Source organism: Vitiosangium sp. GDMCC 1.1324 (genome assembly GCF_003044305.1).
Taxonomy (GTDB): Bacteria; Myxococcota; Myxococcia; order Myxococcales; family Myxococcaceae; genus Archangium.
This window is the reverse complement of sequence record NZ_PZOX01000003.1, coordinates 768,980-785,226: the sequence shown is the minus strand read 5'-3', so window position 1 is coordinate 785,226 and position 16,247 is coordinate 768,980. Positions and strand designations below refer to the sequence as shown.

13 protein-coding genes are annotated in these 16,247 nt (G+C 69.6%); 5 read left to right on the top strand and 8 right to left on the bottom strand.

Annotation, left to right across the window (positions count from 1 at the left end; genetic code table 11):
• Positions 1 to 31 precede the first annotated feature (31 nt).
• Together DAT35_RS11830 and DAT35_RS11825 are read right to left on the bottom strand one after the other, a co-directional pair.
• The gene (locus tag DAT35_RS11830; RefSeq protein WP_108067040.1) at positions 32 to 412 is read right to left on the bottom strand and encodes a hypothetical protein; all 381 of its coding nucleotides are present in this window, start codon (positions 410 to 412) and stop codon (positions 32 to 34) included.
• A 24-nt stretch (positions 413 to 436) separates the two neighbouring features.
• The gene (locus DAT35_RS11825) at positions 437 to 901 is read right to left on the bottom strand and encodes a hypothetical protein (protein WP_108067039.1); all 465 of its coding nucleotides are present in this window, start codon (positions 899 to 901) and stop codon (positions 437 to 439) included.
• 105 nt (positions 902 to 1,006) lie between these two features.
• Between DAT35_RS11825 and DAT35_RS11820 the strand changes: the two genes are divergently transcribed.
• Positions 1,007 to 1,234, top strand: a complete 228-nt coding sequence (locus DAT35_RS11820; RefSeq protein ID WP_369945477.1) for a hypothetical protein — start codon at positions 1,007 to 1,009, stop codon at positions 1,232 to 1,234.
• A 37-nt stretch (positions 1,235 to 1,271) separates the two neighbouring features.
• Here the strand turns inward: DAT35_RS11820 and DAT35_RS11815 are convergent, their stop codons facing one another.
• On the bottom strand, positions 1,272 to 1,646 hold the full coding sequence (locus DAT35_RS11815) for a hypothetical protein (protein WP_108067038.1): 375 nt from the start codon (positions 1,644 to 1,646) through the stop codon (positions 1,272 to 1,274).
• A gap of 146 nt (positions 1,647 to 1,792) precedes the next feature.
• Positions 1,793 to 3,721, bottom strand: coding sequence for a carboxypeptidase regulatory-like domain-containing protein (locus tag DAT35_RS11810; RefSeq protein WP_158501657.1), 1,929 nt, complete (start codon positions 3,719 to 3,721; stop codon positions 1,793 to 1,795).
• A gap of 100 nt (positions 3,722 to 3,821) precedes the next feature.
• Between DAT35_RS11810 and DAT35_RS11805 the strand changes: the two genes are divergently transcribed.
• On the top strand, positions 3,822 to 4,439 hold the full coding sequence (locus DAT35_RS11805; RefSeq protein ID WP_108067036.1) for a glutathione S-transferase family protein: 618 nt from the start codon (positions 3,822 to 3,824) through the stop codon (positions 4,437 to 4,439).
• A 357-nt stretch (positions 4,440 to 4,796) separates the two neighbouring features.
• Positions 4,797 to 8,666, top strand: coding sequence for a DEAD/DEAH box helicase (locus tag DAT35_RS11800; protein ID WP_233261422.1), 3,870 nt, complete (start codon positions 4,797 to 4,799; stop codon positions 8,664 to 8,666).
• A gap of 11 nt (positions 8,667 to 8,677) precedes the next feature.
• Here the strand turns inward: DAT35_RS11800 and DAT35_RS11795 are convergent, their stop codons facing one another.
• The 4 genes from DAT35_RS11795 to DAT35_RS11780 all read right to left on the bottom strand — a co-directional run bounded on the left by DAT35_RS11795 (position 8,678) and on the right by DAT35_RS11780 (position 13,948).
• Positions 8,678 to 9,466, bottom strand: a complete 789-nt coding sequence (locus DAT35_RS11795; RefSeq protein WP_233261421.1) for a carbohydrate deacetylase — start codon at positions 9,464 to 9,466, stop codon at positions 8,678 to 8,680.
• Positions 9,463 to 10,629 carry a polymer-forming cytoskeletal protein gene (locus DAT35_RS11790; RefSeq protein WP_108067034.1) on the bottom strand — a complete coding sequence of 389 codons (1,167 nt, stop codon included), beginning with the start codon at positions 10,627 to 10,629 and terminating at the stop codon, positions 9,463 to 9,465. Before DAT35_RS11790 ends, DAT35_RS11795 begins: the two co-directional genes overlap by 4 nt.
• 138 nt (positions 10,630 to 10,767) lie before the next feature.
• On the bottom strand, positions 10,768 to 11,826 hold the full coding sequence (locus DAT35_RS11785) for a PHB depolymerase family esterase (RefSeq protein ID WP_108067033.1): 1,059 nt from the start codon (positions 11,824 to 11,826) through the stop codon (positions 10,768 to 10,770).
• Positions 11,827 to 11,839: 13 nt separating this feature from the next.
• Positions 11,840 to 13,948, bottom strand: a complete 2,109-nt coding sequence (locus tag DAT35_RS11780) for a protein kinase (RefSeq protein ID WP_255415171.1) — start codon at positions 13,946 to 13,948, stop codon at positions 11,840 to 11,842.
• A gap of 363 nt (positions 13,949 to 14,311) precedes the next feature.
• On the opposite strand from DAT35_RS11780, the gene DAT35_RS11775 reads away from it, so the two are divergent.
• Entirely contained in the window at positions 14,312 to 15,592 is a 1,281-nt protein-coding gene (locus DAT35_RS11775; RefSeq protein WP_108067031.1) for an amidohydrolase family protein, read from the top strand.
• Positions 15,593 to 15,646: 54 nt separating this feature from the next.
• A complete protein-coding gene (locus DAT35_RS11770; protein WP_108067030.1) occupies positions 15,647 to 16,219 on the top strand; it encodes a peroxiredoxin family protein in 573 nt (190 codons plus the stop codon).
• Positions 16,220 to 16,247 lie beyond the last annotated feature (28 nt).

Below are 16,247 nucleotides of genomic sequence, written 5' to 3'. Positions count from 1 at the left end.
ATGTCCCCTCTCCTTTGAGGAGAGGGGACGCCTACTTCGAGGCGGGTGGCTTCAACTCTTCTGGTAAAGGCGTCCGAAGGAACCTCGAACCCTTCGGCAATTGAATGACCTGGAAACCCTGGCCGGCGATGCTGACGAGTTCGCCGTCAGTGGCCTTTCCACTCGAGAGCCACTTGTCTGCCTCTTCTTGCGTTGCAAACGCATGGGAGACTTTGACTTGATACGAGGGGTTGTGAATGTCCTGATAGTATTTGCGGAAGTCCTTCAGCTTCCCGATGCGTAGGACATAGAGCAGTGAAATCGCGGCGAGCTGGATTGTCTGCTCTTCTTTTGAGCCCTCTTGGTATTTCTTGCTCGCGGAGTCCAGGGTTCTCAGCGCGTCGTCCAAATCAAAGTCCGGAGGGAGCGTCATTCAACACCGGGTCCTTTCACCGGCTCAGAGCAGGGGCGCCAGAATCAGCGCGTCAGAGCCGCCTGTTGCAACGACGAAGGCAACGCCAGCGACGACGACGACGGTTCCAAGTGCAACTTCGGCCTTGTGAGCCCTGAGCCAGTCGAGCGCGGCATCAATGTTCGAGAAGTTCAAGTTCTTGTTCTTCTTTTCCCGCTCCAGTTGCTCCTGCTCCTCGATGCACTCCATGTATTCTTCGCGGCAAAGCTTTGTGCAGTATTCGTGGTGCGGGCCAGAGCCTTTCTTGATGCTTGAAATCGGAGGGGCTTTGTTCCAGCACCTGTCAAAGCACTCGTTGTGCTCGGCGTCGCAATCATGGCCACCCGAGCCGCCAATGCCGCTCACATCCTCGGAGATGACGTAGACTTTGCGCTCGGGCTGTTGCGTGTGGGCACATCCGAGGCTGGCCATCGCCACAGCCGTCAGTAGCACCAGCAATTTCATCACCATCACCCCGCGCTCTATTGTTACGCATGTTCAATGCAAGACATTGTTGACATGCCCGGCCATTGTAGCATTGCGTCAGGGGAACTGTTCTCATGGACCCTGGCTTTGTTGAATACTCTACCGGCGGATGCGCCGCCGCGTTGCCGGGATGTCGTGGATGCGCACTTCGCCACGTCGGTGGAGGGGGTGTACTGCGCGGGCGACGCGAGCCGTGGAGCAAGCCTCATCGTCTGGGCCCTGTCGGACGGGCGTGAGGCGGCGAAGGCCATCGACACGTACCTGTCGAAGGACGCCTCCGCACTGCCGATCCGAGGCAAGGACTACGCCTTCGGATGACACCTGGTTGGGTCGGAATGGAGCAACCCGTGAAGGGTTACTCCATTTCTTCCGGGAGGGGGGTGCGGAGGAACATCAACCCCTTCCCCTTCCGTGCGGTGATGACGCGGAATCCCTGGCCAGCGACTCGAACGAGCTCACCCTCGCGGGCCTTTCCACTGGACAGCCATGTGTCCGCTTCGTCTCTCGTCGCAAACGTCTGGGAGACGATGACTGACTCAATGGCGGGGATGTAGAACTTGCGAAAATACTCGCGGTACTCATCCAGCTTCTGGATATCGCGGACGTAAAGCAATGCTACCGCGGCGATCCGGAGTGCTTCGTCCTCTGGCGAGCCATCCTGGTACTTCTCGTTGACCGTTCCCAGGATTTCCATCACGGAGTCCACATCGAAGTTTGAGTTGTAGCTCATGAACGCACCTGACTAGAGGGCAAGGGGATCCAGGATCAGTGCACCTGCGCCACCTGTGGTGACAATGAAGGTCGTGTTCGCAATGATGACAATGGTTTCAAGACACCCGGGGAGCCGTTCTCATAGGCCCTGGCTGTGTTGAATACCTACCGGCGGATGCGCCGCCGCGTTACCGGGATGTCTACGATGGAGGCCGGGCTTCCGTCCGTGCCCACCGCCGAGGCCCGGCGCACCCCGAGCACCAGCCGGCTGCTCTCGGGGCCTCGGATGCGCTGGACGGCCTCGGGGAAGCCCAACTCCACCACCGGGCGTCCGTCGATGCGTACGATGCCGTCTCCCGTCGTGAGCCCCGCCTCGGCCGCGCCTCCGCCCGGCATGACCTCGCCCAGCACCAGCGCGTCCTCCCTGGGGGCGAGCACCGCCCCGATGCCCACCAGCTCCACCTGCGGCTCCTCGCCCTCCTCTGTCTTGCGCAGCTCGATGGTCCGTGGCTGTGTGGTGTCTCCGCGCACCGTGATGCCGGAGATGATGCGGCTGTGGTGTTGCTCGGCCGAAACGAACAGCGACAGCTCGCCCGGCGGCAACCCGTCGAGCGTGAAGTCTCCCCGTTCATCCGTGAGGGCGTCGTAGCGCACGGACAGTGCCTCTGCGGAGCCCAGACCCTCGACGGAGAGGCGCGCTCGCTCCAGCGGGAGGCCCGAGCCCTCCTCCACCACGCGTCCCGTCATCTTCCCCCCTCGCCCGAGCGAGAGGTCCGCCGTCACCGGCCCCGTGGCGCCTTTCGGTACCTCCACCTGGGTCTCGGCGGGCGCATAGCCGTGCGCGGCCACCTGCACCACGTAGCTTCCGGCCGGCACGCCCGCCAGCTCGTAGCGTCCCTGGGCGTCGATGAACGAGAGCTGGGCGAAGGCGTCTCGCTGGAGGGGGCCTCGCTTCGTGGACACGGCCAGGGTGAAGGAGGGCAGGGGTTTGCCGGTGGTCGCGTCGCGCACCGTGCCCACCAGCTTCGTCCCGGGCGCCAGCGTCAACACCAGATCCTTCCGGCCCGCCGCCACGTCCCGCAGCTCTCCGGGGGCCATGCCCATCACCCTCGCGGTGACATCGTAGGTTCCCGGCTCCAGGTCCTCGACCGCGAAGCGCCCCTCCGCATCCGTCACCGTCTCGTAACCGAGCTCATCACCAAAATGGCGAGGCCATGCGCTCGCGGCGGACTTCACCGACACCAGGGCTCCGGCCACGCCCGTTCCCCCTCCGTCCACCACGTGCCCCGAAAGTGACTCGCCCGCGGTGGTGGCCGGCTTGTCCTCGCGCTTGCCCAGCCTCAGCACCAGCCGGCGCGCCAGCATGGCCGAGGGGGTCACCTCGGCCCGGGCGGACGCATGGGCCGGGTGGCGGGCTTCCACGGCGGCTCCTTCGGGCGCGTGGAAGTGGAACTCCCCTCTCGCGTCGGAGGTGTAGCGGTCCGGCATGGGAAAGAGCACCGACTCCCCGCCTCGTCCCGTCAGCACCCGCACCTGCGCTCCAGCCACCGGCTGCCCGTCCGGGTCCTCCACTCGGCCCAGCAGCTCCACCTCGGGTGTCAGGGCGAGCACGATGTCCTTGATGCGCTGGCCCGGCACGGTCGTGAAGCGGATGGGACTCTGTCCCCACTCGGGTCCGAAGGGCAGGTAGCCTCGCGCCGTCACCACCGCGAGCTGCCAGGTGCCCGGCGTTCGCAGCACGAGGTGGAACTGCCCGTCGGCATCCGTGCGCGTCGACGTCGCTCCTCCCGCTCCGGCGAAGGTCAGCTCGGCGGCCTTCACGCCCTCGCCCGTGGAGGCGGAGATGACGCGGCCGTCGAAGGAGCCCAGGGGCTCGGCCGAGTCCTCGGCCCGGGTCGCGGGCACCAGGCGCGAGGGCAGGGCGGTCACATGGGCTGGCTCCGGCCTCGGTGACGTCTCCGTCACGGCTCGAGCGGGCGCGGGTGTCGCGGGAGGGGCTCCGTGTGTCCGCGAGCCCTCGGGCACCCGTTCTCCATCTTCCCGGCGCAGGAGGAGCAGCAGTCCACCCACGAGCACCAGCGCGACGACGAACATCCAGACTGTGCGCTTCCGATCCATGGCGCCGAAGGCTAGCGCAACCTGGGAGCGTCTCTTATAGCTTCGCCCCGCTTCTCAACCCCACGGAGGCACACCCATGAAGCTTTACGGCAATCCGATGAGCACCTGCACCCGCAAGGTGCTGACCACGCTCGCCGAGAAGGGTCACGAGGCTCAGTTCGTGCTGATCGATCTCGCCAAGGGCCAGCAGAAGTCGCCCGAGTACATGGCGAAGCAACCCTTCGGCGTCGTCCCCTACCTCGAGGACGATGGCCTCTCCATGTACGAGTCCCGCGCCATCATCCGCTACCTCGACGCGAAGCTGGCGGGGCCCAAGCTCACCCCGAGCGACCTGCCCTCCCTCGCCCGCATGGAGCAGTGGATCAGCATCGAGCACTCCTATTTCTCCCCCAACGCCATGGGCATCGTCATGGAGCTGTTCTTCAAGCCCATGCGCGGCCTCACTCCCGACATGGACAAGGTGAACAAGGGCCGGGACGGTTCCGCCAGGGCGCTCGACGTCGCCGACCGTGCCCTCATGTCCCAGGCGCATCTCGCCGGTGACAAGTTCTCGCTCGCGGACATCTGTTGGATGCCCTACCTGCAGTACCTCTCGGCCACTCCTCACGGCAACCTCATCACCGAGCGCCCGCACGTGAAGTCGTGGTGGCAGCGCATCAGCACCCGGCCCTCGTGGAAGAAGGTGGTCGGCTAGTCGTCTCCGCCTCGGAGGCCGGAGGGCGGTGATGGCCCTCTGGCCTCCTCGAAGCCCGCAGTAGCCGTCCACGCGGCTCTGGATGAGCGCCTCCGGGTGCCCTGGACCGCTTCCATTCGCCGACTGGACCCCTTGCCTCTCGCGCTGCCTTCCCTCCTCAGGGGGTTGAGCTCCCGGCCTGGAGCGGAGGCTCCCTCGGCCGAGGGCCCCGCGGCCGCGAGTCCCTTCAAGAGACGGAAGACAGGTCCGCCCGTGAAGGTTATCTTGCAGGTCATGTCGGAAAAACCACTTCCCACGTCATCTCCCGAGCCTGGGCCCTGGCTGAGGCGCTGGCTCACCCGTCAGGAGCTTCGCGAAGTGGCGGGCGACGCGCTGTACTCCAAGGGCCTGGCGCTCGCGAGCAAGGGGCGTGTGCTGCGCTGGAACGTGGACGTCGGGTGCCTCGAGGGCGTGGTGCGGGGACGGGTTGGTGTTCGCTTCAACGTGCGGGTGTCCGCTGATGAGGAGGGCCTGGTGCTCGATTGTCAGTGCCCCCACTTCCTCGAGTCCGGCACGTGCGAGCATGTGGTGGCGCTCGGGCTGGCCCTCCTCGAGGTCCTCTCCCCCGAGGACAAGGCCTTGCCGCCGCGTTCCGTCCCCGTGGAGGAGCGGCCGCGCACCCCGGCGGACATGAAGCGGTGGTTGGAGTCGCATCAGGTCACCCACCTGGAGCGCGTCCTCATCTCCTCGCTGGAGCCCTTCTTCCCACGCGGCTTCGGCATCACCCATAGGGTGTATCCGCTCGATCCCTTCCCCGTCGTCTCGCTGTTGGATGGGACCCTGACGCTGTCCGGGGACTCTGTGTCCGAGCAGACCCGCTCCACGCTCGAGCAGGCGGCGTGGACCCTGCTCACCGAGGAGGCCGAGCGGGTGCGCAAGGGTCTCGAACGGGAGCGCCAGGCCGTCGGGCCTCCGCCCCCCACGGATGCCCGGCTCATGCCCCTCGTGCAGGCACTCCAGCAGGTGCGCGCCCGTGTGCGCGAGTTCGCCGTTCCACGTCTGCTCCCAGAAGGTGAGCTCCAGCTCCTCTTCCCGGAGCAGGAGTCGCCCCTCGTGGTGCATGCCCACGAGCTCCGGCGGCCGGCCGGCCCGCGGCACGTCCACGACTACGGCCATGCTCAGTGCGTGCAGTTGGATCTGCCTCGGGTGCTCGAGGGGGAGGACGCCGTGGGTTGCATGACCTGCGGCCCGGCGGGCGGCCCCCGCTGTGTCCATGTCCTCTCCGCGGTGGATGCGTTGCTCGACGCGCTGGGCGAGCCCAGGCGTGGGCGGGAGAACGCGCAACTCGCCGAGCGACTCTTCGTGGTGCCAGGACGACAGTTCCTCCTCGCGCTGGAGAAGGCCCGGACGCTGGCGCTGACCCGTCAGGAGGCGCCCCCTCCGCCTCTCTCGGTGTCCTTCCGGCTGGAGGCCATGGGGCCGGATCCGCGCCTGCGGCCCTATCTCCACCGGCCGCTCAAGCGTGGCGGTTGGTCCAAGGGCTCGCCGCTGTCCCCGTTCGATGAACGCGAGGCCCTCGCCGTCCTCTCCTCTCCCGAGGAGGTCGAGGCCTTCGAGCTGTGCCTGATGATGGCCCGGCAGTACAGCGCGGACGATCGCCGCCGGCTCCTCCTCCAGGCGCTGCGGTTGCTGGCGCACAGCCCCCGTCTGGTGCACGAGTCCCGGCTCGGCGTACCGCTGCGGGTGCGCGAGGCGTCGCTCGGCTTCGCCTTCGAGGAGGCCGAGGAAGGGCTGCGCGTGCGTCCCGCCATCGCGGGCACCCCGGTGTCGCCCCAACTGTGGCGGGACCTGTTGCAGCGGCAGGTGCCACCGCCCTGGCTCTATCTGGAGCTCGAGGTGCCGCGGTTGTCGCTGGTGTCCGTGTCCCTCGAGGCCCTCGCGGTGTTGTCGTCCGTGGTGGCCCATGGAGGACTGCTGCCCGGGGCGGCACGGGAGGAGCTGCTACGTCACCTGGGAGGCGTGGAGGCGGCCTTCCCGCTGTCCCTGCCGCCGTCGCTGGAAGGGCGCGAGGTACCGCCCGTGCCCGGATTGCTGCTGCGTCTGCGGCCCACGGGAGAAGAGGCCCTGGAGGCCGCGCTGTTCGTCCGGCCGCTGCCCGAGGCCCCGCCGTTGGTGCCAGGAAAGGGCTCCGAGGTCGTTCGCGGCGTGCGCGGGGGCGAGCGGGTGCGGACGCGCAGGGACCTGGAGGCCGAGCGTACGGAGGCGGCCCTGCTGCTGGAGCGGCTGGAGCTGCCAGCGGCGGAGCACGACCGTTTCACCCTGGAGGGGCCGGAGGCGGCGTTGGGCTTCCTCGAGCGGCTGGAGCCCCTGACGGGCCCCTCGCTGCGCGTGGAGTGGGAGGAGCGCCCGTGGCACGTGGTGCGCTCGCCGGACGCGCAGGGCCTCAAGGTGGAGGTGCACCGGGAGCGGGACTGGTTCGGCGTGCGGGGCGGAGTCGAGCTGGACGGCGAGCGGGTGGGGCTCGCCGTGCTGTTGGATGCGTTGCGGCGCGGGCATCGCTACGTGCCTCTGGCGCCGGGACGCTGGATGCGGCTCACCGAGGCGCTGCGCGAGCAGCTCGCGCCTCTGGCGGACGTGGCACATGCGTCGCGCGGCCGGTGGGAGGTGAGCGCGGCGGCGGCGCCCGTGCTGGATGGGCTGGCCGAGGCCGGGGCCGACGTCCAGGCTCCACCAGACTGGCGCCACCTGGCCGGGCGCATCCGCGAGGCCCAGCGGATGGAGGTGCCGGTGCCCGCGAACCTTCGGGCCGAGCTGCGCGACTACCAGCGCGAGGGCTTCGTCTGGATGGCTCGGCTGGCGGCCTGGGGCGGCGGCGGGTGCCTCGCGGACGACATGGGGCTGGGGAAGACACTGCAGGCGCTCGCGCTGCTGTTGCACCGCGCCAATGAGGGGCCGGCGCTGGTGGTGGCACCCACCTCGGTGTGCTTCAACTGGGTGCGCGAGGCCGCGCGCTTCGCTCCCTCGCTGAAGGTGCACGCCTATCGCGAGGCGGAACGGGAGGAGCTGCTCTCCAGCCTCGGAGCCGGGGACGTGGTGGTGGTGAGCTACACGCTGTTGATGCGCGAGGCCGAGCGCTTCGCCGCGGTGTCTTTCGCCACGCTGGTGCTGGACGAGGCCCAGGCGGTGAAGAATCCGGACACGGCTCGTGCGAAGGCGGTGCGGGCGCTGAAGGCCGAGGCGCGGGTGGCCCTCTCGGGCACGCCGGTGGAGAACCGGTTGTCGGAGTTGTGGAGCCTCTTCCGGCTCGTCTTCCCGGGGCTGCTGGGCAGCCGTGAGTCCTTCCGCGAGCGATTCGCCGCGCCCATCGAGCGGATGAAGGATGCCCAGGCGCGTGCGGGACTGGCGCGGGTGGTGCGGCCCTTCCTGTTGCGGCGCACCAAGGGAGAGGTGGCGCGCGAATTGCCGCCTCGCGTGGAAACGGTGGTGCCCGTCTCCCTCGCCGAGGGCGAGCGCCGGTTGTATGAGGACACGCGGCTGGCGGCGCTGGCGCGGCTGGCGGATGCGCAAGGCCCGAAGAAGCGCTTCGAGGTGCTGGCGGCGCTGACGAGGCTGCGCCTGGCGGCGTGTCACCCGAGGCTGGTGGATGCGGACTCTCCGCTGCCGTCCTCGAAGCTGGAGCGCTTCCTGGAGGTCGTGGACGCCGTGCGTGCCGGAGGCGGACGGGCGCTCGTCTTCAGCCAGTTCGTCAAGCACCTGGCGCTGGTGCGCGAGGCGCTGGAGGCTCGCGGCATCCCGTTCCAGTACCTGGATGGGCAGACGCCCGCGGCCGAGCGCGAGACGAGGGTGTCCGCCTTCCAGCGCGGCGAGGGCGATGTCTTCCTCATCTCGCTGAAGGCGGGGGGCACGGGGCTCAACCTCACCGCGGCGGACCATGTGCTCCACCTGGACCCCTGGTGGAACCCGGCGGCCGAGGACCAGGCCACGGATCGGGCGCACCGCATCGGCCAGACGAAGCCCGTCACGGTGACGCGCCTCATCTCCGAGGGCACCATCGAGGAGGCCATCCTCGCGTTGCACGAGGAGAAGCGCGACCTGGCCAACAGCCTCCTGTCCGAGGCGGATGGAGCGGCGGCGCTCTCCACCGAGCAACTCCTCACGTTGTTGCGCTATGGGTCCGAGACGGAGTCCACCTCCGGGAGCACATTGCCCGTGCCCCTGCGTTCAGGCCATGACGCGCGCCCGGGGTAACGAGGTCGCCGCTATCCGGCTTGCGCGAGGACGCGGAAATCGGTGGGCCTCAACCCGAGCCGTGTGAGCGCCATGTGCGCCCGCGGGTGGAGGAAGGTGGCCAGCTCCACCTCGCGCTGCCTGGCATAGCCGCTCTTCACTGCCTCGGGCATGTAGCCCGGGTGGCATACCAGCTCGATGACCCCGTCCTCGGGGAGGGTGGCGAGGATCTGCTCCAGGCGCTCCAGCGTCCAGTAGGCCTCCGCGCCCGTCTCGCCGATGACATGGTCGTTGGTGGGCACGCCGCGCTCCCGGAGTGCGCGGCGCATGTTCGCGTCGATGGCGCGCACCGGCAGCCGGGCCGTGTGGGCGGCTCGTGTCAGGCCCTCGAACACGTTGGGGTGGCGGTGCAGGAGCTGGTGCACGTCCACGTGCGTGGCCGGCTGGCCGAGCAATGTGTCCAGCCGCTCCAACTGGGCGAGCGCCTCGGCCTCCACTTCATCCGGCGTCAGGTGCTGGGCGAGTGGCTCCGAGAGGGCTCCACCCCGGAGGTGCCCGCTGGGGAAGGCGGCCCATACGGGGAGGCCTCGGGTGAGGTTGAAGTGCAGGCCGAGCGGCAGCCCCCGGGCCTCGCGAGCAGCGGTCTCGGAGTAGGGCGTGTTCACCATGAAGGAGGCCGAGGAGACGATGCCCTCCTGCATGGCTCGCAGGACGCCGCGGCTGACGGCCGGGTCGTAGCCCAGGTCGTCGGCGTTGATGATGAGGACACGCGTGGACACGGGGTGGGGCTGCTCGTTCCCCTCGTCCCGGAGCGGGTTCATGCGCTGGCCACGGCGATCCGGCGGCCCCCCACGATAGCGAGGAGCAGTGCGCCCAGGCCGAAGAGAACGGTGGCCAGGACGACGAGCCCGCCCACGATGGGGACGAGCTTCGCCAGCGTCAGCAGCACCAGCCCGACCAACAGCGTCACGACCAGGTGGGCCCCCGTCTTGTGGAAGCGCTCGAGCAGCCACTGGCCGAGGAGCATGCCCACCACGGGGAAGCACAGGGCGAGGGCGAGGGCGTAGAGGGCCAGGATGAAGAGGCCAAGCCACCAGCCCCCGAGGAGCAGGCCCACCATGAAGACGAGGGCGGCGGCGATGGGGATGCCCACGAAGAGCGCGATGCCCCATCCGAGGCTCGGCAGGGGTTGCTGGCGCAATACCGTGGTCGCGCGGCGCGCGAAGTTCGGAAAGAGGAGCACGAGCAGCAGTCCCAGCGCGAACAGTCCGATGAGCGATCGCGCCCAGAAATAGAGGCCCAGCAGGAAGCCCCGGCCCTGGGCGTGCTCGGGGGTGAGCCGCTCCATCTTGCCGGATACCGTGGCGCCCGAGACCAGCTGCGCGTCCCGGTCGCTGCGGTAGCTCAGGTTTCCATGGATGCGTGCGCCCTCGGCGAGCCGCAGCGTGCCCACTTCCGCGTGCACATCCCGGCCCACGGGCGCTCCCAGCGTGAGCGTCCCCGCGGAGGCTCGCAGTTCGCCCTGCACCGGACCCATGACGCGGGCATCGCCGGAGGTCAGATAGACGTCCCTGCCTACCTGGGCCTTGGGGGTGAGTTGCAGGCGGCCGGCGGCGAGGAGCGCATCCTCGCCCACCGGGGCGCTCACGGTGAGCTCGCTGCTCGCGGCCCGAAGGCTGCCGCGCACCGGGCTGAGGATATGCGTCCTCGCGGCGGCCGCCATCACGTCGCCCTCGACGGTGCCGGAGATGTCCACCTGTTCACCCGCGGCAATCACGTCTCCGTGGACGGTGCCCTGGATGTTCACGGTGCGGCCGAAGGCATAGAGGTCCTCGTCGATGACCTCCTGGGGGCCTACCTGCACCACCTCGCCGCTGCGGAACACGGCGGCCGAGGCCAGGCCGGGCACCAGGGCCCAGAGCACCAGCATGGTGGGGAGCCAGGAGGCCCGGGGCCTCCGGTGTCGCTCGGCCTTCGTGGACATGGCGCGTCCCTCCCGCATATGGCTGCCAACATCCAACGCTGGAGGCTTCCCGTCTCACGGGCAAGGTGTGGCGGGCGGCCATGCCTTCCACCGCAGGCGCCACCGCCCGGAGCACGGCGGTTCGGGCCCGCCGCTTCGTCAGGGCCGGGGGTGGGTGGCGAAGAAGCGCCACATCTCCTGGGTCGCGTCGAGGTCCTTCGTGGTGTAGCCGTACTCCGGCGGAATGAGTCCCCCGGGCCAGGTGTGGCCGCCGCCCTGCACGGTGCAGAGCGTGACGGCGGTGTTCTGGAGGCACGTGTTGTACGTGCTGCAGGAGCTGTCACCCTGGTCGAAGGTGGTGATCGGAGCGCTGGTGCAGACGTCCCGCTGCGTCCAGCGCGTCACGGACTCGAGTGCGGAGGGGTAGGGGCCGCCGAAGGGGATGTTATCGCCGCCGTTGTAGAGGATGGTCGGATCATCCGTGCCGTGGAAGTGCATCACCGAGACCGGACGCACGGGCTCACAGGGGGCGAAGCCCTCCATGCCGGCCACGGGTGCGATGGCCGCGAACTGCCCCGCGCGCTCGCAGGCGAGCCGGTAGGAGAAGAAGCCGCCATTGGACAGGCCCGTGGCGTAGATGCGCTTCGTGTCCAGGCACACGCGCGTGTCCAGGTCCGCGAGCAGCGCATCCACGAAGCCCACGTCGTCCGAGCGGAAGATCTGCGCCGGGCCACAGCACACGCCCGCGTTCCAGCCGCGCGTGCTCTCCGAGCGGGGGTCCGTGCTGCCGCTGAGATCGTTCTGGCTCAGCCCGCGGGGATACACCGCGATGAAGCCCTGCGCGTCGGCCTGCAGGGACATCTGGCTCAGGCCTTCCTGCTCCTGCTCGTTGGAGCTGTAGCCGTGGAAGGACAGCACGGCGGGCGTGGGCTTCGCCGGGTCGTAGCCCGTGGGGACGTGGACCCGGAAGAGTCGGGTGCGCCCCTGGTACGAGAGGGTCCAGTCGTAGGTGCCAGGGCCCGTGGTGAGCCCGGTGCAGGAGGCGCGCTCCGGGAGCGGCGCCGGAGCCGCGGGCGAGGGAGGACCGTAGTTCGGTGTCCGGGGCGGAGGAGGCTCGGTCTCCGTCTCGGGCTCGGTCGTGCGGTCGTCGGTACAGGCCGCGGCGGTGAACAACAGTGCGGCGCCAAGGGCGAGCGGCGGGAAGTGGCGGGTGTTCATGGCGCCATCAGCACTAATGTGCCGGGGCGCACTCGGCAGCCAGCGAGCCTGCCTTCTCCGGAAATCGAGTGGCCAGTGAACGCTTCACCTCGTCCACATCGTTCACCCGTCCCGCATGGACGAGTACCTGACAGAGGGCAATGAGGGCGCGGGGGTTCTTGGGCTCGAGCCGATCCGCCTCGCGGTAGGCCCGCTCGGCGCCGGAGATGTTGTCCTGCCGGAAGAGGATGGCCCCCAGGTAGTAGTGGGCGAGCGCGAGCTCGGGCTCCTTGCGCAGCGCGCGGCGCAGCAGGGACGCGGCGTCATCCAGCTTGTCCTGGCGGAAGCGCACGTAGCCCAGCTCCGCGAGCGCCCGCGCGTCCTCGTTGCGGCGCGTCCACGCCCCCAGCACCTCCGCGGCCGGTTCGAGCTGCCCGTTGTGCGACAGCAGCAGGCCGTAGCGGGGGGCGACCTCGGCGTCCCGCGGGTGCTTCTCGTACGCCTGGGCGAGTGCCGCGAGCGCACCGGACACGTCACCCTGGCGCTCGCGCAGCTCGGCGAGCGCCAGCAGCGGGCGGACGTCCTTGGGCGCGAGCGCGGTGGCCTGCTCGATGGCGCGCTCGGCGCGGCGGCCGATGCGCAGCTCGGTGCTGGCGCGCGCCGCGAGCAGGTGGGCCTCCACGTTCTGGGGGAAGCGCTCGACGAAGGACTCGGCCACGTCCATCGCCGCCTGGGGAGCACCCGCGTCGAGCAGTAGCGCGCCGGCCCGGGCGAGCTGGGCCTCGTTGGCGCGCTGGTCCTTGCCCAGGCCCTCCAATGAGGAGACGCGGGCCTTCGGGTCCGAGGAGGCCTCGGCGGTGGCGAGCCGTTCGGCGGGGGGCGGGCCCTGGCGCAGGAACAGGGCTGCGGCTCCTCCACCCAGCACGAGCAGTCCCCCGAGCGCGGCCACCACGGGCACGAGCCGCCGCTTCTTCGGAGGGGAGGAGGTCTGGGGGGTCCCAGCGGCGGGGGCCTCTCCTCGCGGCGAGGGCTGGGCGGGAGCGGGAGTGGCCGTCACGGGTTCGGCCCGCGCCGGCGTGACGGTGCGTCCCGGAGGCTGTCCGGGGCGGCTCCCCGAGGCCCTCGCCGCGGCCAGGACCGCACTCGTGGCGGGCTGGGAGGGATCCGCGAGCCGGGCGCGGCGGAGGGTCTGGCGCTTCGGATCGCTGTCGAGCGGGAAGAGCGCCTCCACGTAGGCGGCCACTTCCTCGGTGGAGGCCACCTCGGCGGCGCCCCCGACACGCTCGATGGCGTCGGTGAAGAGCTGGAGGCTCTCGATGCGCTCGTTGGGGTCTCTCGCGAGCGCCAGGAGGCAGATGCGATCCATCTCCGGGGGCACGGACGGGTCGAACTCGGTGGGTGGGCGGGGACGGCCCTCGGCGATGCGGAGGAGCACGGCCTCGGGACCGGGACCGGTGAAGGGCCTGCGGCCACAGAGCTGCTCGTAGAGCATGACGCCGGCGGCGAAGATGTCGGCGCGGTGGTCCACCGTGTCACCGATGATCATCTCCGGCGACATGTAGAAGAACTTGCCCTTGAGGGTGCCGGGCTCGGTGCCGGAGCCGATGGACTCGGCGCGGGCGATGCCGAAGTCGATGACCTTCACCGCCCCGCTGACGCCCACGTGGATGTTGTCCGGGGTGAAGTCGCGGTGGACGATGCGCAGCGGCCGGCCTTCCTGGTCCACGGCGCGGTGGGCGGCGTCCAGTCCCCGGCACGCATCCACGAGGATGCGCAGGGTGATGCCCAGGGGCACGTGCTTGCCGCGCTCGGCGGCCTCCTGGCGCAGCTCGGCGAAGGAGCGGCCCTCGAGCAGCTCCATGACGATGAAGGGCTCGGGGCCCTCGACGCCGAGCTCCAGGATGGAGATGACGTTGGGGTGCTGTATCTGGGCGGTGATGCGCGCCTCGTTGAGGAACATCTGCACGATGCGCCGGTCGGCGAGCATGTGGGGCAGCAGCCGCTTCACCGCCACCGCGGGACCGCGCGAACCGTCCTCTTCGACGCGCCGCCCGAGATACACCTCGGCCATGCCACCGGTCGCGATGCGCGAGCTCAGACGGTAGCGGCCAAACCAGGATGGGTTGCTGCTGTCGGGAACCACGATGGTCGCAGTCTACGAGACGCGGCGTCCGGTGACACCTTCCCAACCGTCCCGAGGGCTTTTCGTGGGCTCGGACAGAGTGGCTGGGCGAGGCGCATCCCAGACATGGGGCTTCCATGGAACGAGCCAGGAGCAGGCGAGGAGTCGAGTGGCAATGTCGCTCCCGAGTGCCTGGCGCTCCTCCCGGCGGGAGATTGGGCGCGGGACTCCCACCTGGGGTGAAGCCGGGTGGGGCGCTGGGTGGGACTCGACGGGCGGGCTTCCCGCCGGAGGGAGTGCTAACGTGTGGAGCGATCGGCGGCGCGCGGCGAGGAGCGCTGACGTCGTAACGGTGGCGCAGTCGCAGACAAACCGGAGGGACGGTTGGGCACGCTCCTGAAAGGCGGAATCGTCGTCGAGCTCGAACCCGCGTGTGTCGAGCGGGTGGACCTGCGCATCGAGGGCGAGCGCATCGTGGCCCGGGGCCCCGATCTCCAGGCGTCGCCGGACGACGAGGTCATCGCGCTCTCGGGCAGGCTCGTCTTCCCGGGTCTGGTGAGCTCGCACCAGCGGCTCTCCGCGACGCTCGGGCGCGGCATGCCCCGGCCCAAGCTGGATGGCTACCAGGAGTTGCTCGAGAAGGTGCGCTGGCGTTACGAGGACGCGCTGGACCTGGACGCGGTGCAGGTGGCCGCGACCGCCGGCGGGCTCGAGGCGCTCCAGTGCGGCACCACCACGCTCTTCGACCTTCACTCCTCACCCAAGGCCATCCATGGCTCGTTGCTCCGGGTGGGGCGGGGCCTGCACGAGGTGGGCGTGCGCGGAGTGCTCTCCTACGCGGTGACGGACAGGCGCGGCGCGGTGGGCCGCGAGGAGGGCTTGGAGGAGACGGTGTCCTGCGCGCGCAAGGCGCGCGGGCGGCTGCGAGGGCAGGTGGGCTCGGCGCCGCTCTTCACCGTGGGCAAGGAGGCCCTGGAGGGGCTGGCCGAGGCGGTGAAGAACACGGGCTCGGGGCTGCACGTGCCGCTGGCGGAGGATCCGCTGGACGAGAAGCTGTCGACGGAGCGTTTTGGCGCCTCGCCGGTGTCGCGCCTGGTGGACGGAGGGCTGCTGTCGCCGCAAGCGTTGCTGGCGCACGTGGGGCACCTGGCATGGCCGGAGCTGGCGCAGCTGCTGCCCACGGGCGCGTGGCTGGCGCACACGCCGCGCTCGAACATGGAGGCCGAAGTGGGGTACGCGCCGGCCCTCAAGTTCGGCCACCGGGCCACGCTGGGCGCGGACGGCGTCAGCGCGGACATGTTCGCCGAGGCGCAGGCGGCGTGGTTGCGCTCTCGTGACGCGGGGCAGCCCATCGACGTGCTGCGCTACCTGGCCAACGGGCAGCGGCTGGCCTCGCAGGCCTTCGGGGTGCAGGTGGGGCCGATGCGCGAGGGCGCGCTGGCGGACCTGCTCCTCATGGATTACCAGCCGGCCACCCCGCTGACGGCGGAGAACCTGGCCTGGCACGTGGTGTTCGGCCTGGGCTCGCGCCACGTGGAGTCGGTGATGGTGGACGGCGTGTGGCGGGTGTGGGCGCGCCGGCCCCTGTCGGTGAATCCGTCCGTGGTGGCGGAGCAGGCGCGCGAGGCCGCCGCGGCGGTGTGGGCGCGCATGGGTGAGAAGTAGTCCGAGCGGGCCCCCCTGTTGCGCCGGAGGCGGCGAAGTCCTTTACTCGGGGGCATGCTCATTCCCACGCTCGTAGCGGGCTTCCTCGCGGGAGCCTCCCCCCAAGTGGGGGACGTCGCGCCGGACTTCACGGTGGAGGACACCGCCGGCAAGTCGTACACCCTGTCGCAGATGGTGAAGGACGGCCCGGTCATCCTGGCCTTCTTCCCCAAGGCCTTCACAGGTGGTTGAACGCGTGAGCTCTCGGCGTACCGGGATCGGTACGCGGATATCGAGAAGCTCCACGGCCAGGTCCTGGCCGTCAGTACGGATGACAAGGAAACGTTGGCGAAGTTCAAGGAGTCGTTGAAGGCGCAGTTCCCGTTCATTCCGGATCCGGAAGCGAAGCTCACCAATCTCTATGACGTGAAGACGCCGGTGTTGACGCTGGCGAACCGTTACACGTTCGTGATTGGCGAGGAGCGCAAGGTTCTCAAGGTGGAGTCCGGCAAGGACGCCATCGATCCGAACGGGGCGATCGTTTCCTGTCCGTTGCGCAAGTCGAAGACGGAGACGGGCAAGGACGCGGCGGTGAAGGAAGCCGGCCAGGGCGCGGAGGCGGGCAAGGGCTCGGACGTCAAGAAGTAGAGCGTCCCTTGGCGAGGGGGACCGGTGC